Here is a 17,990-nt window from a genome sequence, read left to right as displayed (position 1 = left end):
TTACTATATGCAGATAAAAATCCCAATGTTATTATGCGTCGGGCTGCTTTTTGCTCACGCAGTCGTGGCGCAAAAGGTTTCCTGGACTGTCGACGGGCGTCTGAAAGGCGCCGAACATCCAAACCGGAACGGAAATGTCTCTTTCGAAGTAGAGGCAGACCTCAATGCCGAATTGCCTTACAAAGAAACGGTGCGTTTGATTACACAGCGCATCGATGCTACAATCGCTAACTTGGAGGACAGCTCCCAGGCCTTCGTCGGTTTTTATGGTAGGTTGTGGGAAGATATAGACCGTAATATAAGGCTGGAAGTTGTTGCAGACCTCAAAAAGATTAGTGAATGGCTGAAATCTGACTATCAGGTCAACGAGGTAGAGCCGACGGTCAGGCAGTTAACGAAATTGAGGACTGCGCTCTCGGGTTTCAGGAAAGCAAAGACAGATAACTGGTATCTGCTTAACGACCTGCCATTGGGCGATAAAGTGGGTTTAACCGGCGATGATATAGATAAAGCAAAGCATGCTTACGTGATCAAACTCTCGCGCCAACACCTCGTTAACAAATTGTATATGGATCTTTATACGAGTACGACCTCCGACAAGGCTTTTGGCGATATGCTGACCTCCGACTTAGCTTCTCAGCTGGCGCATCTTTCCAGCTTGCTGGCCAGGAGTACAGCTTATCTGAAAAAAGGGGTAAATGATATGACGCTTGCAGACTCTGCCGACTTCCGGCAGGTGACCCATGATATGGAAGATAACAAGGTTTATGTCGCAGCCTCTCAATCGGACTTTTTTAAGAACTGGGTGTGGTGGCGAGCAGGCGAGCCTACGATAAATCCATACGAAGTGAGAGGGACAGATACACTTGCGGCTAACGGTGGCAGCAAGCTGCTTTCCGGGGTGCAGAATGTATCCAAAATAAAGGAAATGTCCGTTAAAGACGAGCAGCTTAATAAAGTGCTGTTGCCCATTGCCGACAAGAAAGAGGCGCGGTACATTCAGTTTTTCCGCACCCAGGACGTGTCAGACGATGATATAAAGAGCCTGAAGCGACATCTGAAAGGAACAGAATATATACAATTGACCGTACATAATGTGGCCGCGAATGAGCGGGTGGAGGTGAAATTGTCATCCAGCGCTACGCATAATGGTATGAACGAAAGTGTCGCCATGCTGGACTCTTTCTTTTCAACGCTTACCGGTGTGCTTGGCCTTATGAGCGGCGCACCGAATGATTTATGGAAGACGGCAATACCGAATATACAAGCATTGAAGTCCTCTGCTGGCATGATTGCTTACGCGCGCACCAAAGCCATCGCGGCCCCTCGCAACGCCGACGGAATACTGGCCGCAGTAAAGCAAAGTTTGGCAGATAGCAGTATATACAATAAAGCATTGTTCGATCGACTGGCAAATGACCGCAAGCCACAACTGCAGGCTATCGTCGCAGGAGGCAACCTTACTTCTTTGGAAGATTTTCTGAAAAACTTCGTAAGTAAATACCAGGAGCAATATCAGTCTTGGGCAAATGTAAGAGAAAGGCTTCAGGCAGATAGCCTCGTATTATGGCAATTAAGCGCTATGGCCTTCCAAAGCACACTGCCTCCGGCCAGTATTTCGTTAACGTCTTCTAAAAGTCCGGCCCCGTTGCATACAGAGCTGCGCGCAACGGAGCCGCTGAACGAGAATGTCACCAATGTATATGAAGTGCGTGCCCTTCCGCTTACGGCCGCTAAGACAGATACAGGTTCGGTCGTTGGCACTTTTAAAGCTAAGATCAGTCAGCTGAAAATCTTTACCACTTCTGCAGGATTGGCCTACACCATCATGCAACCTCACTACGGCATTAATTCATTCGACGAAAGCAAGAGTGAGATCAAAACAGATCGCGAAGCCGTGAGCGTTATTGCCGGCATCCACGTACACCTCGCACGGATAGACATGCTGGAAGAGCGATGGACAAAAGAAAATTGCCTTTCTCACTTCTCGGTGTACCTCGGCTTCGATATTCCTAACATAACGAAGCACGTATATCCCGGGCTAAGTGTCGATGTGATCCCCGGTATTAAATTAATTGGCGGCGCTCACTTTTATCGACATGACTTATTTGACATTCGCAACAACAAGGTGGTCGACAAAGACACGAAGATTCGCTGTGCCGGCCCGTTTATGTCGGTTGCCATCGACCCGACTATCGCATTAAAAGCCTTTGGTATCCTAAAATAATAATACATGAAATATCTCCTGCAAATATTGCTGCTTACCGGGCTACTTTCCGCCTGCGGCGAAAAATACAATGAAAAGGATGACCTGGGCGGTACTGAAATCATGTCTGGCGTGCTCACTTATGTAAATGAGTATGGCGGTCGCGGCGAAGAGAGGGTGGTGAGTGCCAGGAATGTCTACATCAGCGACGCTCCCTACAATAATGGCAACTATATTTATCATGTCAAGACAGACGAATACGGCAACTTCACGTTCAAGCGTCTTTGGAACGACAAGACGTACTATGTTTTCTTCGCTGATACTATCGGCGGCGTTTCTTACTTCGTGGAAAGATCTACAACACCAAAGGATACACTATCACTTAAGGCTACGTACGATACGCTGAAGCAAAATGCCATTGTTATTACCGTCAAAGACGCGGCCGCACATCCTGTGGAGGGTGCGTCTGTTGGCATTTTCAATAACCTTCAGGTATTTGAGTCAGATTCCACTACCACGCAAAGCCTCGTGAAATACGATACGGATTTGTACGGCCGGGTTATCTTTTACAACCTGAAAGGCGGTAAGTATTTCCTGCGCGCCACGTCGTCCGATAGTCAGCGCAATAGTATCGACGAGCTGACGATCGATTTTGATGGAAAAGGTATTAAGAGATATGATATGACATTAGAGGCACGGCCGCTGGTGAAAAACAAGGTAGTTGTGATTACAGAAGACGAGCTGGGGCGGCCAATTCCCATGCTGGAGTTCTGTGCCACCAACAATCCGCTGTACTTCGGCGGTAATGATTGTACCGGCAAAACATTGGAGGGGAAAACAAAGGAGGATGGCAAGGTGGAGTTATCCAACGTGCCGCCTGGCGCTTATCGCTTTTATGCTACTGCAAAGGTGGGGAATATCAGCTATCTGGCTAATCAGCAGGAAACTATTGCAGCCTCTGGCGATACAGTACGCCTGAAATTAATGCCGGTCGCTGCGGACAACTCGTACCAGTTACTGGTACTCGATCGGTACGGTACGCCTGTAAACGACGCGGGCGTGTACCTGTTTACCAGCCGGGCTTTATTTAATGCCGATACTACGCTAGGCAACGTTGCTACGGTCAATTCGGGGAAAGACGGGGTAGCGAAATTTGACAAACAGGCGGAAGGCTTTTACTTCATCCGCAGCTGGTTCGGGACGGGCGGCCAGGCATTAAAAGGGGTCGATTCCGTGCGGTTGATTTATACCAGCACTCCTTTTAAAGACACGATCTATATACAGTAAATAAGGATAAAAAGAGGCGGCCCACACCTGAGCCGCCTCTTTCTTTTATTTTATCTTCCTGAAAACCTCCCGCTCTTCCGCCCTTAGCACGAAGCCCGTCTTCGTAAACTCCACATCGATCGGGGCGCTTGCTTCCCAGTAAAACACGGTCGGCGAAGCAGCTTTCAACTGCAAGGTATGCCCCGGCGCCTTTACATCCAGGCTGGTGCCATTACTTGTAATCGTCAGCGTATCGTTTTTGCGGTTGGTATACCGGCCGTTGTAGCCGGCCAGCGTTTTCGCATCCACCTTTACGGGCTGGAAGCGGTGTTTACGTTGTGCCAGCAGCCAGGTATAAAAAGCGGGGTCGTCATAGGTGGCGGTCCAGCTGTCGTGGGCAGCTTCGGGGTAGATGGTGAATTGCACGTTTGAGTTGTATTGTTTTAAGGCATTCACCATTTTCTGGCTGCTCGTCAGCGGCACCACCTCGTCCTTTGCCCCATGAAAACACCACACGGGCGTGTAACGTAGCCGCCAGATGTTAGCAGTATCGCCGCCGCCGCAGATCGGTGCAATGGCTGCAAACTCCTCCGGGTGCTTCATCCCCAACGCCCAGGTGCCAAATCCACCCATACTTAATCCTGTAAGATAGATACGGTCATTGTCGACCCGGTACTGCTTTTTCAGGCTTTGCAGCAGCTGGTACAACACATCCGGCTGCCAGCCGAATGAAGCTGTTTGCGGCGATACCAGGATAAACGGAAAGTTTTTGCCTGCCTCCACCAGCTTTGGCGGACCATGCATCTTCACCTTGTTCAGATCGAGTCCTGTTTCTCCGGCGCCATGCAGGAAGATGACGAGTGGCCAGCGTTGCGAGGTGTCTTTCCCGTAGCCTTCCGGCAGGGCGAGCAGGTACTTGGTTTCGAGAACGAACTTTTCGGCAGTCTGTTGGGCTTTTAGGCTCGTGGCGCCAAGGGTGAGCGCCAGGAGGAGGGGGAGTAGTGCTTTCATAAACCTAATGTACAAAAAAAACGCGCACCCTTCGGATGCGCGTCGACCAAAAACAAAACGTGTCAGATATACTTCAACACTTCTTCGCCTATAGCTTCCGTGCCGAAAATATTGGCCGCGGGCGTAGTCGCATCCGCGATATCCCGCGTACGGAAACCGGCTTTTAATACTTTATCTACCGCCTGTATCACCGCATCTGATTCGGCTTTCATTCCGAAGCTGATGTCCAGCAGCAGGGCGGCGGACAGGATAGAGGCTAATGGATTGGCAACACCTTTCCCGGTAATGTCGTGGGCGGAGCCGTGGATGGGTTCGTACACGCCGGTGCCGTCGCCGATGGAGGCAGAGGCCAGCATCCCCATAGAACCTGCGATCTGCGAGGCCTCGTCGGTGAGGATGTCGCCGAACAGGTTGGCCGTTACGACTACATCGAAGCGGCGCGGATCTTTGATCAGCAGCATCGCGGTAGCATCTACAAACTGGTGTTCCACTTCAATATCAGGGTACTCCAGCGCCACCTTCTGGATCACTTCGCGCCACAGGCGGGAGGTTTCAATCACGTTGGCTTTATCTACGGAGCAAAGTTTCTTGCGACGGGTACGCGCAGCATCGAAAGCTTTGCGGGCAATACGTTCTACTTCATAACGGCTGTATTCTGCAATGTCAAAAGCGGTGTCGCCATTGTTCTTACGACCTTTCTCGCCGAAATAGATATCGCCGGTCAGTTCGCGGAAGAAAAGGATGTCTGCGCCCTTCAATATCTCTGGTTTAATGCTGGAGGCGCCTAACAGTTCGTCGAACAATTTGATTGGGCGCAGGTTGGCGTAAAGGCCGAGTTCCTTACGCATCTTCAGCAAGCCTTGCTCCGGGCGTACTTTCGCGGTCGGGTCATTGTCGTATTTCGGATGACCAACAGCGCCAAACAATACGGCGTCGGAATTGCGCATCTTTTCCAGCGATTCATCTGGCAAAGGCTGGCCGGTAGCTTCGATGGCCACGTGGCCGATCAGGGCTTCGTCGTACGTAAACGTGTGACCATATTTGGCGGCTATTTTATCCAGCACCTTCTTGCCAACTGCTGTTACTTCTTGTCCGATCCCATCGCCGGGAACGATTAATATGTGTTTGCTTGCCATGCTTATGTGCGGTGGTGTTTAAATGAGGTTGAGCATTTTTTGGGTCGCCTTGATCGCCGATACCGTTTGGTCGCTGTCCAGACCACGGGTCTTAAACTCGCGCTCCTGGTGCCGCCAGGTGATAACGGTTTCGCAAAGGGCGTCTGTTTTACCGCCAGGCGGGATGCGTACGGCGTAGTCGGTAAGTCCGGGTAGTTCCTGCTTTTTCTTTTTGTAGATGCGTTTGAGTGCATTCATAAAAGCATCGTACTGTCCGTCGCCCTGCGCATGTTCTTCAAACACGTCGCCTTCTATCACGACACGTATGGTGGCAGAGGGTTTCAGGTTTTTAGCATGCGACAGTACATAGTCTTCTATCTTCACCTTGTCCGCGATCGTATTGGAGTCGAGGATATCCGAGATCACGTATGGTAGATCTGCCTGGGTCACCATTTCTTTTTTATCACCCAGTTCGATGATGCGCTGCGTTACTTTCTTCAGGTCTGCGTCCGACAACTGGATGCCCAGCTGCTGGAGGTTGTTCTCGATATTGGCCTTGCCGCTGGTTTTGCCGAGTGCATATTTACGCTGGCGGCCGAAACGTTCGGGCATCAGGTCAGAAAAATAAAGCTTGTTCTTTTTATCGCCATCGGCATGAATGCCCGCCGTTTGTGTAAATACATTCTCGCCCACCACCGGTTTATTTGCCGGTATACGGAAGCCGGAGAACGTTTCCACCAGCTTACTTACCGTGTACAGCGACTTCTCTGCCACGGCCGTTTTCACCTCAGGCATAAAATCATTCAGTACGGCAATGGCGCTTGCTAATGGTGCGTTGCCTGCACGTTCGCCCATCCCGTTAATGGTAAGATGCAGCCCGTGTGCACCGGCTTTAATGCCTTCCAGCACATTCGCCGTACCCAGGTCGTAATCGTTATGCGCGTGAAAATCGAAGTGCAGTTTCGGATAGCGGGCCACGATAGCGGAAATGTATTCCTGTACTTCGGATGGGATCAATACGCCCAGGGTATCGGGGAGCATAATTCTCTTCAATGGCTGCGTTTGCAGGAAATCGAGAAAAGCGTATACGTATTCCCGTGAGTGACGCATACCGTTGCTCCAATCTTCCAGGTAGATGTTTACCTCTAGCCCTTTTTTGCGCGCCAGTGTAATCACCGCGGCTACTTCTGCAAAGTGTTGCTCCGGCTTCTTTTTAAGTTGATGCGTGAGATGGTTTAACGAACCTTTCGTCAGCAGGTTCATCACCTTCGCGCCGGCCTTTTGCATCCATTGTACAGACACGTCGCCGTCCACGAAGGTGAGCACTTCCACGCGATCGAGGTAGCCATTGGCCTTTGCCCATTTGGTAATGGATTTAACGGCGGCAAATTCACCGTCGGACACCCGCGCAGAGGCGATCTCTATGCGGTCGACCTTTACCTCGGTAAGCAACAACTGGGCAATCGTCAGTTTCTCCGAAGGGGAGAAGCTCACGCCGCTGGTTTGCTCACCATCGCGCAGGGTCGTGTCCATTATTTCTATATAACGTGGCGCCGTTGGCATATTATCGTAATCAGTTAGTTAGTAGATGCTTTTTGCGGCGAAAGTCTGTATCTCGTCTTTCATCGCCTGCAGGTAATCGATATCGTCAAACCCGTTCATCAGGTTATGCTTTTTATAGCTGTTGATATCGAAGCTTTCACTTTCGCCTGTGCTGAGGATGGTGATCTTTTGCTCCGGCAGATTTACTTCCAGTTGTGCATTGGGATCGGCCTCAATAGCGGTAAAGATTTTATCCAGGAAAGCAGCGCTCACTTGTACGGGCAGGATGCCGATGTTCAGGGAATTGTTTTTAAAGATATCGGCGAAGAAGCTCGATACCACGCAACGAAAGCCATAGTCGTATATCGCCCATGCCGCGTGCTCACGGCTGCTGCCGCTGCCAAAGTTTTTACCGGCTACCAGTATCTTGCCGGAATAGATCGGATTGTTCAACACAAAATCCTGTTTCGGGGTATCGTCGCCGTTATAACGCCAATCTCGGAACAGGTTATCGCCAAAGCCTTTACGCTCGGTCGCTTTCAGGAAGCGGGCGGGAATAATCTGGTCAGTGTCCACGTTCTCGATCGGCATAGGAACGGCAGAGCTGGTAAGTACGGTAAATTTATCGTAAGCCATTGTTATAAATTCATTAATCAGTTAAGAAAGAAAGATTAGTCAGCCAGCAATTCACGTGGATCGGTCACAACGCCGGTTACTGCTGCTGCAGCCGCCACCAGCGGACTTGCCAGCAAGGTGCGCGCTCCCGGACCCTGACGCCCTTCGAAGTTACGGTTGCTCGTGCTCACCGCATACATGCCCGCAGGGATCTTGTCGTCGTTCATCGCCAGGCAGGCAGAACATCCGGGCTGACGCAGCTGGAAACCTGCTTCTGTCAGAATGTCGAGAATACCTTCATCCCTGATCTGCTGCTCCACGATGTGCGAACCCGGAACGATCCAGGCGGTTACATGGTCGGCCTTCTTTCTTCCTTTAATGATAGAGGCAAATGCACGGAAATCTTCAATACGACCATTGGTGCAGCTGCCGATAAATACATAATCTACTTTCTTTCCCAGCATCGCCTCTTCTTCATGGAAGCCCATGTAGTCGAGCGATTTTTCGTAGCTGGCCTTGCTGCCACCTACTTCTGCCGCTGCAGGAATATGTTTGCTGATACCCATGCCCATGCCTGGATTGGTACCATAAGTAATCATCGGTTCAATGTCGGCGGCGTTCCAGTGATGCTCTGCATCAAACGTAGCACCTTCGTCGGTCTTCAGCGTTTTCCAGTAAGCCAGCGCTTTGTCCCAGGCCTCGCCCTTAGGGGCTTTGTCGCGACCTTTGATATAAGCAAAAGTCGTTTCATCCGGCGCAATGATACCGCCGCGCGCACCCATTTCGATGCTCATGTTACACACGGTCATGCGACCTTCCATCGTCATGTTGCGGAACACGTCGCCCGCAAACTCAACGAAGTAGCCGGTAGCACCGGCGGCTGTGAGTTGAGATATAATATATAACACCACGTCTTTCGGCGTAACACCCTTGCCGAGTTGGCCGTTTACGTTCAGGCGCATCTTTTTTGGCTTGGGCTGCATGATACACTGGCTGCTCAGTACCATTTCCACTTCGGAAGTACCGATGCCAAATGCGATGGCACCAAAGGCCCCATGGGTAGAAGTATGCGAGTCGCCACACACGATGGTCATGCCAGGCAGCGTAATCCCGTTTTCAGGCCCTACCACGTGCACGATCCCGTTTTTCGGGTTACCCAATCCCCAATGCGAAATACCATACTTGGCGGCATTGGTTTCCAGCGCTTTCAGCTGGTTGGCCGACAGTGGGTCTGCCACCGGCAGATGCTGGTTGATGGTAGGTGTATTATGATCGGCGGTAGCGAATGTTTTATCAGAAAACATCACCTTCAGGCCCCTGTTCTCTAGTCCGAGAAAGGCTACCGGGCTTGTTACCTCGTGAATAAAATGCCGGTCGATAAAGAATACATCCGGTCCGTCCTGGATCTTTCTCACCACGTGGGAATCCCATACTTTGTCAAATACCGTAGTGGGTACGCTGCTGCTCATTTTTGATAATTTTATACTATAACCTTAAGTTCCTTAGATATTGATCCACAAGATCGAACATTTTTCAACGATTTTCTAATTCGGTGTCATAAACTTGCAATAGCGGGGATGGATTTGTGACTCATGGATGACAAAGGGTCGTGTTTGAAGGGGAGGTGTTGTCTGGAATTTGCGTGTTACGGGCGTGAGCACGCTTGCTATACAAAAGATAGCCGGATTCTAGTCGTTTTTATAATTGATTGATTGTAAAGCTGTTGAATTTTGCTCAAAAACTACGGAAAGGGCACGGAAAGGGCCTCGAAAGGGCATAGCTCTTACCAGGCTTGTGTTTCAGCAGGGGTATTCGTCGGAAAACCTTGTAAACAGGATGTTTCAGGCATGTTTAAACTGTCGCAGCCGCGCGCTTCAGTTGCTGCGGCCTGAGTATCTTTTTCTTCCGGTTCAGCCATATCATGAACCCGGTAATGGGAAGGGAAACGGCGAACAGGCAGGCAATAAAGGCGATTATTTTCGTTGGCCAGCCGTAAATGCTGCCTGTATGAATCGGCTTCACCAACCGGCGGGCCTTCATACCACGGCTTTCGTTAATGTACGGCCTGGCGGCCAGCAGCTTTCCGGTGCCTTTCTCATAAAAAAGAAAGTCGACCACGTTATCGATCGACGCCTCAGCGTTTAGTTTAGAAACAGTAATGCAGAAGCTGTCTTTCAGCGGGATGTTCATCGTCAGTTGTCCGCGGTAGGGCAGGCGGCGTTGAACGTCGGCATACAGGTCTTCATAGAAACGTGCGCCGGGCATGACGATTACCTGGTTGTCGGGCGGACTTTTCCTGGCTGGCGGCTTACCATCGAATACGATGAAGATGCCATCGTTGAACCAACGGTAACTCCAGGTAAGACCGGTGAAGGCCATGGTGAATACAAGCAGGTGTACGTAAAAGCCGCCCACCGCATGCAGGTCCCAGGTAAGCCGTTTGGTGCTGCCGCCGGTTTTACCTTCAGGCGCTGCTTTAAGCCCTTCCATTTCCTGGGCCACCAAAGCACGATGCCGGAAATGACGAGGAACAGGAAGATGAGGCAGCTGACGCCCGTAATCGCTTTAACGACGTTGCCGGCCAGCAGGCGACGATGCAGGTCTTCGGTCACGTCGAAAAAGCGCCCCTTTTCCTTCATCTGGCCCACGATCTGCCCTGTGTACGGATCTACCGATACGAGGTGAAATACTTCCTTGTGGAGGCAGGAGAAGATAACATTCCGCTCCGGGGCATCTATCTCGATATTAACCACCGGCGCAATACTTTCCGCGCGGCGTTTCAGGCTATCGATCGAAAGCCTGGCTGGTTGTACGTTCTTTGCATAATAGAAATCATGGTGAAACAGCAGTTCCAGTTCTTCCTCAAATACCAGGATGGCCCCGGTAAGCGTCACCACTAAAACTACAAGGCCGGAGCTAAGCCCCAGCCACAAATGTAGTTTTCCGAATATCTTCTTCAACATTAGAATACGTATGAAACAGTCGTCATCCAGTTACGGGGTGCGCCAGGAAACAGGCGCAGGTAATCGTAACCGCCGATCCAATAGGTTTTGTCCAGCAGGTTGTTCATGTTCAGCTGCAACTGGAACTTGTCGATCTTATAATACAAAGCGCCGTTGAAAACTTCGTACGCGGGCAACGTTTGTACTTTGTTACCGTCCACGTTCCTTTCGGTAACGAAGTTGGCACCTCCGCCGATACCCAGACCTTTCAATACGCCGTTCGGGATCGTGTATTTGGTCCAGAAGCTTCCCTGGTGTTTAGGCGCACCCGGGCTTTGGCGGCCCAGGTCTGTTTTATCGGTGCTTTCGGTGATTTGTGCATCGTTGTAGGCGTAAGCCGCGGTCAGGTACCAGTTAGGGGAGATCTGTCCTTTCACGTCCAGCTCAATACCTTTCGATTCAACCTTGCCGATCGGGCGTAGTAACTCAGGGTTAGTAGCGTCGCCTGCATTATACAGTACGTTCTCCAGCTGGATGCGGTAGGCTGCCAGCGTAACGGACAGGCGCTCGTTGAACCAGTCGCTCTTTGCACCGGCTTCCACCAGGTTGCTGATCAACGGATCGAACGGACCGCCTGCATTCGGGTTGTTCATCGAAGCCGTCGTTTGCGGGTTGTAACCTTCGGTATAAGTAGCATACACGTTCACATGTTTGTCGATGGTGTACACCAGACCTACCCTAGGAATAAATGCATCCTGCACGATCTTAGTCTCGGTCGCCTTGTCATAGTTCACGCGTTCGTCGAAACGGTCGTAACGCAGTCCCAGTAACGCCTGGAACTTTCCGAACGTCAGCTGGTCCTGTACGTAGTAGCCCTGTGCATTATAGAAGGTAGGATCGTAGTTCGTTTTCACGTACGAGTACTTGCTCATATCGAACAGCTGGTACGGGCTCACAGATGTCAGGTCGAAATGCGGTACGTTTGGTACAGGCATTTTAATACCATTTACCGTGGTGTACTGGAAGTTGGCCGGACGGGCGGCGTTATAGGCCGTGGCAGCGGTGCCTGCAGCGTTCTTGTAACCATTTGCCTGTGACTGCGCAGCGCCCCATGGCATCTTGTTCTGCGCGTAATCGTATCCTGCTAAAATTTTATGGGCAATAGGGCCAGTATTGGCATCGTAAGTGAAGTAGGCAGATACGTTATCTGCAAACACCTTACGCTTACGGATCAGCACCTGCATTTCTACCAGGGTAGGGATGGCCGCACCGGCACTGTCTTTCGCATAGCCATTGGCCGTACGGTGTTCCAGCAGATCTTCTTCCCAGATGGTTTTGAGATACGCCAGGTTGAACTGGAGTTTCTTTGTCAGCTGGTGGTTGAAGGAGGTCGTGATCATCAGGTTATCCTCGTTCAGGTAGTCGTTCGTGGCGTTCAGGCTTTTGGAAATGGGTACGGAATAAATATCGTTGTTGCCGTACACTGCCTGGCCTCGATCGAGCCGGCTGTTGCTGCGGTTGTATACCACGTCGAAGTTCAGCCTCGTTTTCTCTGTAGGAAGGAAGGAGATAGATGGTGCTACCACGAAGTTTTTATCGAACTGTAACTCCCGGAAGCTCTGGGCGTTTTCATAACCCAGGTTGAGACGATATAGTAATGTTTTAGATTCGTTCATCGGGCCGGTAAAGTCGGCCAGACCGCGAAATGCGTTGAAACTACCGGTACTGAAACTCACACTCTGCCTCCTTTCGGCTAATGGCTTTTTCGTTACGCGGTTAATGACACCTCCGGGAGAAGTGTTGCCGAAAAGCGCGGAAGCCGGTCCTTTAATCACCTCCAGGCGCTCCAGGTAGTTAGTGAGCGGTTGTTTCCAGAAGCCGGTGATCGTACGCAGGCCGTTTACCATCTGCACCTGGCTGTTGTTCTGGGTGCGGAAGCCGCGGATGTCGAGGTCGTCATAAGTCGTATGCTGGTTGATGCCGCTCATGTTCTTCACCATTTCCCCAATGCGCATCGCCTGCTGGTCCTGTATCATCTCTTTGGTTACATAACTTACCGACTGCGGCACGTCTTTCAGGTTCGTTGCTGTTTTGGTGCCGATAAAAGAGTTCGTGTTTTTGTAACCGGATTCCTTTCTGCCCGTGATTTCCACATGTTGCAGTTGTTCTGCGGAAGACGTGAGTGCGACGTTCACCACGCGCGTTTCGCCCTCTTTCAGCGTTACGGTGCGGGTAGTGGTTTCATATCCTATGAAAGTAATCGTGAGCACATGTTTGCCGGCAGGTACATCGGTGAAGGTGTATTCGCCTTTATCGTTAGTGATGCTTACTTTGGTTTTGCCAATTACCACGCTGGCACCGGGCACCAGGTTGTTTTCGGGATCTTTCACGGTTCCTTTAATGGAGGTTTGTGCCTGCACGGTTTGCATGCAGATGGCCAGGAGTGCCAGGAGGAGCATTCGCATATAATAACGGTTGTTTATAGATTGACGCTGCAAAAGAAGCACAGTCTGCCTTAACAGGCATAGCGCATCCGGAATAAAATTTACGCAATGCGGAAAAACCTACATGCACTTCACCGGTCAAAACACTATGTTTACCGAATATATTTCATGCCGCCCGGCATGCCTGGTAGCTTTGGGGTATAAATATTTGAGTATGAAAAAGACACTCGTTTTAAGTTCCCTGGCCTTGCTGATAGTGTGTTTCAGCGGTTGCCTTACCAGCTTACACCCGGCGTTTAAAGCCGGCGACGTATTCTTCGATCAGCGCCTGCTCGGCACCTGGAAGATGCCGGATGACAAGGACGTACTGACCTTCTCCGTCGCTAATGCGTCTACGGTAGAAGGCCTGCCCGAGGAACTCCGGAAGCTTTCCGCGAAAGGGTATGACGTGTCGGTTAAGGACGACGATGGCACGAGCCGTTTTCTGGTATTCCTGTTCAAACTGGGCAACAACACCTACATGGACTTCTATCCCCGCCTTACTGCTCAACAAAGCACACTGGACCCGTTCTTCATGCAACACCACGTGCCGTCGCACATTCTTTTTAAGATTAAGATCACGGGCGCACAAATGGACATGAGCCAGCTGAAAGCCGAGTTCCTGGCCAAACTGATCGAAAAGAACAAACTGCGTATCGCGCACGAGTTGCAGCGGAACAATGGGGCTATATTGCTTACGGCGTCCACCAACGAATTACAGCAATACATCCTGAAGTATGGCGATGTAGCCGACGCATTCGAAGAAAGCGGTCATTACAAACGTTTAAACTAACCCCGCCATGAAAAAAATCATCAGCGTTTTATGCGCATGCTTTACACTGACATGCTCTTCTTGCCTTACCAGTCTGCAGCCCCTCGTTACCGCCGACCAAATTACCACCGACGATCGCCTCGCCGGCCGCTGGAGCAGTCCTGAAGGCGCTTTCACCATCACACGGTTAAAGAACAGCCCGGGGCAACAGGAACTTGGGCAAGGTATGACTGCCCGCATCACCCTCGACCTGCCATCTGAAGAAGATGACAGGCATTCAGACTCGTTACTGACAGATGGTTCCTACGTACTCTCCTGGTCAAAACAGGGACGTGAGTACCTGGCACTCCTAAGGCTCATCAAAATAAACGGCGAGCTCTATGGCGACCTGTTCGCGGCGGGCATCAAATCGAAGGACGAAGCAAATGGTTATATGCCGTCGCTGGGTTATATGAACACCCACACCATGGCGAAAATCGCATGGAAGAACCCGAACGAGCTGGCCGTATCGTTCTTTAACGGCGAGTATATTAAATCGCAACTTGCGGCAGGTAATCTCCGCCTGAAACATGAATCCGATGCTTTGTATGGCTCTTTCCTTGTCACCGCATCCAGTAACGAACTACAGCAGTTCCTTGCGAAATATGGCCGTGACAAGCGCATTTACCAGGAAGAACCGATTATCTTAAACCGGAAAAGCTGATTATGCACGCGCTGTTCTCTCATCCTGTATTCAGGTGGATACAACACCTGGCTTTCTGGACCTGTACGTACTTCGTGTTCGTACAGGTTTTTAAGTCGGGCAATTCCGCCGTAAAGATTGATTACATCTATGCTGCGTTGTTCCAATTAACGCTGGCGCCTGCCGTATACCTGCATCTGTACTGGCTGCTGCCCCTGTTGACTGAGCGGCGTCGCTGGTGGGTGTATGCGTTGCTACTGGTAATCCTGGTGGCCGCTTCCGCCTGGCTGAATGACCGCTTTTTTCAGGATTGGTCTGCCACCTTGTTCCCGGATTACTTTTTTATCTCTTATTTCTCGCTGTGGGAGGTGGTCCTTTTTTTCGTCGTGTACATCAGCCTTAGTACATTGCTACGCTTTTCCAAGTCCTGGTCGCGGGCCAACGAGTTACAACATCAGCTGCTTGCGGCAGAAAAGGAAAAAGTGCAGGTAGAACTGAAGGCTTTGAAATCACAGTTAAATCCGCATTTCCTGTTCAATACCCTGAACGGTATTTATGCCATGTCGCTACAAAGCGATCCTCGTTTGCCCGATACCGTGTTGCAGCTTTCTGACCTGATGCGTTACTTTTTGTATGATACCCGGGAGGAACTGGTACCATTGGCCAAAGAGTGGGAGATGGTACGGGGATACATTGCGCTACAACAATTGCGTTCAGGTGCGGACCTGGATGTGCACGCAACGGTGAACGGTGAGATTGATGAATCGGTCGTGCCCCCAATGCTGCTGATCACCTTCGTAGAGAACGCCTTCAAGCATGGCGCCAAGGGAAATACCGGCAGCGTGGAAATCTCTGCCGTACTGGATGTCGCGCCAGCGCGACTGCATTTCGTACTAACCAACACCTTAGGCCAGGTCGATAACATAGAACCCGAAACCTATCGCGGCCTCGGCTTACAGAACGTGCGCCGGCGGCTGGAATTACTCTACCCGCAGCGGCATGCGCTGCACATCACGTCAAAAGACAATAACTTTGTAGTTACACTCGATATTACGCTATGAAACTGGTTTACAAATGTATGATCGTGGAAGACGAGCCGCTGGCCAGGCAGGTGCTGGAGCAGTACATCGCCGAACATCCAAGCCTGGAACTATCAGCCGTTTGCAACGACGCCCTGGAAGCCCAGCGCCAGCTATTGCTGGATCCTGTGCCCCTCGTGTTTCTCGACATTAACCTGCCGCGTTTATCGGGCATCAGTTTCCTGAAAGGCCTGGTGCAGCCGCCCTGCATCGTGTTCACGACCGCGTATCCCGAATATGCCGTGGAAGGCTTTGAGCTGAATGCCGCCGACTACCTGCTGAAGCCCTTCTCCTTCGAGCGCTTCCTGAAAGCGGTGAATAAGGCGATAGAGCGGCTCGATACGCGCCAGGTGAAGCCCGCAGATGCGTTGCCCCCGGCGATATTTATCAGGGCGGATAAAAAAGTGTACCGGGTAAACCTGGAGGATATATTATACATAGAGGCGCTGGACGATTATGCACGGGTAGTGACCGTACAGGCGGCGTACCTGGTGAACGATACGCTGAAAAGTTTGCAGGAACAATTGCCCGCATCCCACTTTCTGAGGGTGCATAAGAGCTATATTATTGCGAAAGACCGCATCGTATTCGTCGAAGGCAATTACATGCGCCTGGGAGATAAGGACGTGCCTGTGGGCGCTTCGTACCGCGAAGCGGTGCAGCAGTTGATTTCGCCTAAACGTAAAGTATAACGGAGAAACTGTTAGTTTTAATTAAGAAATTCTCAGCCCAAAAATCTTGCTTCTTCACATTAACTCGCTACTTTTGAACTGTTCCCAAAAGTGTATAATGGCGAGAATCTATCTACTCCTTGTTTGCAGTCTTTACAGTGTTTGTACCCTTGCACAGGATACGCATTACTGGAATAGTCAGTATGGTCCCGGAGGTTTTCTTACGCCCGGTGCGGTGATCGCTGCCACGGGAGATAGTGGAGTGTATTACTATAACCCCGCGCTGCTGGCGGGGGAGCGGATCAGTGGGATATCAGTAAACGCCGTGCTCTATCAAACTCAGTTAATTCATATTAAAGATGGAGCGGGTAAAGGGCTGGGGCTAAAGTCCCGGAGCAATGCGTCTGTGCCTAATATGCTCGCAGGCGGACGATACCTTAAACCGCTGAAACTGTCGATCGTCTGGGCGCTAATTCATACGCCCGGTATCCGTTATGTGGCCTCACAGCGCCGGGACGATAAGTTCCAGGTGTTGGAGGAAGAGTATAGTCCGGGTACGGAGTTTTTTGTGGGCCAGTTCGTAGAAGAGAACCGCGCCAGTGAAACACGCGCGCAGCTTGCGACAGGATTCAAGCTGGGCGAACGTTGGTCTGCCGGCCTTACGGTGGGAGCCAACGTATATGCACAACGTTATAGCCAGGACTATGTAGGCAGGGCGTTCGTAAATCCCGGTGTGGTGAACTTTGACCTGGTGACGGCTGATGCCAGTTACGTAGTGGATTACCGGCACTACGGGTTAAAGTTTCGTCCGGGTGTGGCCTACGACAACGGTGCACACCACCTTGGCCTGACCGTCAACCTGCCGTTGCTCCACCTGGGCGGAAATGGTACGCTGGTGAGTGATAACCTGGTGCAGAATCTCGTGTTGACTACACCCGATAGTCCGTTAGGCTTCATGGCCAATACCCGCCAGGAGAAACTGCCCGTTCGCTGGAAAACCCCGTTCAGTATAGCGGCGGGGTACCTGGTGGAGTTGTCTGGCAAACAACTGTATGTGTCGGCAGAGTACTTCGGCCGGGTGCGCGAGTATAACATCATCACACCGCGGGATGAGTACTTTATTCGTCCGGATACAGGCACCAGTAACCTGTTTACCCGTGACCTGCTGCGGTTGAAGGATGCCCGCAAAGGTGTCACGAATGTGTCCGTGGGCATGAGTTTTCCGGTACAGGCTAAGATGACGGGGTATGTAAGCGCCCGCACAGATTTCTCCTTTTATGATGCCGCGCTGTTCAAAGACGATTCGGGCATTCCGCCATATACCGCGATGTGGAATAACTTCCATCTGCAGTTCGGCGCTAACCGGTGGGTGAAAAAGTCGAACATCCGGGCGGGTGTGGTGTTGAGCTACGGAATGAACAACAAGTACAGGCAGGCGGTGAACTACGACAATCCGACCGAACAGAACCTATTGCAGGGCGACATGGCCGATGTAGGCAGGGCTCGGCACATCATGGCGGGAGTGCTGTTGTGTTATACGCATCATTGATGTGCGGGAAGTGCTCCCTTTCGTATTTGCTGTTGAAGCTGCACGCTGGCGCTTGAC

At 51.1% G+C, this 17,990-nt stretch carries 13 protein-coding genes and 1 pseudogene; 7 read left to right on the top strand and 7 right to left on the bottom strand.

The genetic code is table 11. From position 1 onward, the window contains the following. The first annotated feature begins 25 nt into the window (after nucleotides 1-25). On the top strand, nucleotides 26-2,227 hold the full coding sequence (locus MKQ68_RS09725) for a hypothetical protein (RefSeq protein WP_264283121.1): 2,202 nt from the start codon (nucleotides 26-28) through the stop codon (nucleotides 2,225-2,227). Between the two features lie 6 nt (nucleotides 2,228-2,233). Then, nucleotides 2,234-3,493, top strand: coding sequence for a collagen binding domain-containing protein (locus MKQ68_RS09720; RefSeq protein ID WP_264283120.1), 1,260 nt, complete (start codon nucleotides 2,234-2,236; stop codon nucleotides 3,491-3,493). Nucleotides 3,494-3,538: 45 nt separating this feature from the next. On the opposite strand, the gene MKQ68_RS09715 is transcribed toward MKQ68_RS09720, so the two are convergent. From MKQ68_RS09715 to MKQ68_RS09685, 7 genes and pseudogenes are all read right to left on the bottom strand, one after another. After that, on the bottom strand, nucleotides 3,539-4,483 hold the full coding sequence (locus MKQ68_RS09715) for a carboxylesterase family protein (protein ID WP_264283119.1): 945 nt from the start codon (nucleotides 4,481-4,483) through the stop codon (nucleotides 3,539-3,541). Between the two features lie 62 nt (nucleotides 4,484-4,545). Next, on the bottom strand, nucleotides 4,546-5,619 hold the full coding sequence (gene leuB / locus MKQ68_RS09710) for a 3-isopropylmalate dehydrogenase (RefSeq protein WP_244839213.1): 1,074 nt from the start codon (nucleotides 5,617-5,619) through the stop codon (nucleotides 4,546-4,548). Between the two features lie 18 nt (nucleotides 5,620-5,637). Beyond that, nucleotides 5,638-7,131: a hydroxymethylglutaryl-CoA lyase-like TIM-barrel protein gene (locus MKQ68_RS09705; RefSeq protein ID WP_264283118.1), complete on the bottom strand. Its 1,494-nt coding sequence runs from the start codon at nucleotides 7,129-7,131 to the stop codon at nucleotides 5,638-5,640. A gap of 48 nt (nucleotides 7,132-7,179) precedes the next feature. Next, complete coding sequence (leuD, locus tag MKQ68_RS09700) at nucleotides 7,180-7,776, bottom strand: 3-isopropylmalate dehydratase small subunit (RefSeq protein WP_264283117.1); 597 nt, start codon at nucleotides 7,774-7,776, stop codon at nucleotides 7,180-7,182. A gap of 35 nt (nucleotides 7,777-7,811) precedes the next feature. After that, nucleotides 7,812-9,224, bottom strand: coding sequence for a 3-isopropylmalate dehydratase large subunit (gene leuC / locus MKQ68_RS09695; RefSeq protein ID WP_264283116.1), 1,413 nt, complete (start codon nucleotides 9,222-9,224; stop codon nucleotides 7,812-7,814). A gap of 382 nt (nucleotides 9,225-9,606) precedes the next feature. Then, nucleotides 9,607-10,718: pseudogene (locus MKQ68_RS09690) on the bottom strand (PepSY-associated TM helix domain-containing protein). Further along, nucleotides 10,718-13,162, bottom strand: a complete 2,445-nt coding sequence (locus tag MKQ68_RS09685) for a TonB-dependent receptor (protein ID WP_264283115.1) — start codon at nucleotides 13,160-13,162, stop codon at nucleotides 10,718-10,720. The pseudogene MKQ68_RS09690 and the gene MKQ68_RS09685 overlap by 1 nt, the downstream one beginning before the upstream one ends. A gap of 193 nt (nucleotides 13,163-13,355) precedes the next feature. On the opposite strand from MKQ68_RS09685, the gene MKQ68_RS09680 reads away from it, so the two are divergent. The 5 genes from MKQ68_RS09680 to MKQ68_RS09660 all read left to right on the top strand — a co-directional run bounded on the left by MKQ68_RS09680 (nucleotide 13,356) and on the right by MKQ68_RS09660 (nucleotide 17,933). Next, entirely contained in the window at nucleotides 13,356-13,973 is a 618-nt protein-coding gene (locus MKQ68_RS09680) for a hypothetical protein (protein ID WP_264283114.1), read from the top strand. 7 nt (nucleotides 13,974-13,980) lie between these two features. Next, a complete protein-coding gene (locus tag MKQ68_RS09675) occupies nucleotides 13,981-14,655 on the top strand; it encodes a hypothetical protein (protein WP_244839221.1) in 675 nt (224 codons plus the stop codon). A gap of 2 nt (nucleotides 14,656-14,657) precedes the next feature. Next, complete coding sequence (locus tag MKQ68_RS09670; protein WP_264283113.1) at nucleotides 14,658-15,695, top strand: sensor histidine kinase; 1,038 nt, start codon at nucleotides 14,658-14,660, stop codon at nucleotides 15,693-15,695. Then, nucleotides 15,692-16,405 carry a LytR/AlgR family response regulator transcription factor gene (locus MKQ68_RS09665; RefSeq protein WP_264283112.1) on the top strand — a complete coding sequence of 238 codons (714 nt, stop codon included), beginning with the start codon at nucleotides 15,692-15,694 and terminating at the stop codon, nucleotides 16,403-16,405. Before MKQ68_RS09670 ends, MKQ68_RS09665 begins: the two co-directional genes overlap by 4 nt. A gap of 97 nt (nucleotides 16,406-16,502) precedes the next feature. Then, on the top strand, nucleotides 16,503-17,933 hold the full coding sequence (locus MKQ68_RS09660) for a hypothetical protein (RefSeq protein ID WP_264283111.1): 1,431 nt from the start codon (nucleotides 16,503-16,505) through the stop codon (nucleotides 17,931-17,933). Nucleotides 17,934-17,990: the final 57 nt, after the last annotated feature.

The sequence above is a fragment of the Chitinophaga horti genome, from assembly GCF_022867795.2.
In the GTDB taxonomy this organism is placed as follows: Bacteria; Bacteroidota; Bacteroidia; order Chitinophagales; family Chitinophagaceae; genus Chitinophaga; species Chitinophaga horti.
Note: the sequence above shows the minus strand (reverse complement) of the source record. Positions and strands in the feature narration are given on the sequence as shown.

Bases quoted from the DNA above. Each gene is read 5' to 3' on its own strand.
- MKQ68_RS09660 (WP_264283111.1), top strand. From the start codon at position 16,503: ATGGCGAGAATCTATCTACTCCTTGTTTGCAGTCTTTACAGTGTTTGT.
- leuB (WP_244839213.1), bottom strand. From the start codon at position 5,619: ATGGCAAGCAAACACATATTAATCGTTCCCGGCGATGGGATCGGACAA.
- MKQ68_RS09715 (WP_264283119.1), bottom strand. From the start codon at position 4,483: ATGAAAGCACTACTCCCCCTCCTCCTGGCGCTCACCCTTGGCGCCACG.
- MKQ68_RS09720 (WP_264283120.1), top strand. From the start codon at position 2,234: ATGAAATATCTCCTGCAAATATTGCTGCTTACCGGGCTACTTTCCGCC.
- leuD (WP_264283117.1), bottom strand. From the start codon at position 7,776: ATGGCTTACGATAAATTTACCGTACTTACCAGCTCTGCCGTTCCTATG.
- leuC (WP_264283116.1), bottom strand. From the start codon at position 9,224: ATGAGCAGCAGCGTACCCACTACGGTATTTGACAAAGTATGGGATTCC.
- MKQ68_RS09675 (WP_244839221.1), top strand. From the start codon at position 13,981: ATGAAAAAAATCATCAGCGTTTTATGCGCATGCTTTACACTGACATGC.
- MKQ68_RS09670 (WP_264283113.1), top strand. From the start codon at position 14,658: ATGCACGCGCTGTTCTCTCATCCTGTATTCAGGTGGATACAACACCTG.
- MKQ68_RS09685 (WP_264283115.1), bottom strand. From the start codon at position 13,162: ATGCGAATGCTCCTCCTGGCACTCCTGGCCATCTGCATGCAAACCGTG.
- MKQ68_RS09680 (WP_264283114.1), top strand. From the start codon at position 13,356: ATGAAAAAGACACTCGTTTTAAGTTCCCTGGCCTTGCTGATAGTGTGT.
- MKQ68_RS09725 (WP_264283121.1), top strand. From the start codon at position 26: ATGTTATTATGCGTCGGGCTGCTTTTTGCTCACGCAGTCGTGGCGCAA.
- MKQ68_RS09665 (WP_264283112.1), top strand. From the start codon at position 15,692: ATGAAACTGGTTTACAAATGTATGATCGTGGAAGACGAGCCGCTGGCC.
- MKQ68_RS09705 (WP_264283118.1), bottom strand. From the start codon at position 7,131: ATGGACACGACCCTGCGCGATGGTGAGCAAACCAGCGGCGTGAGCTTC.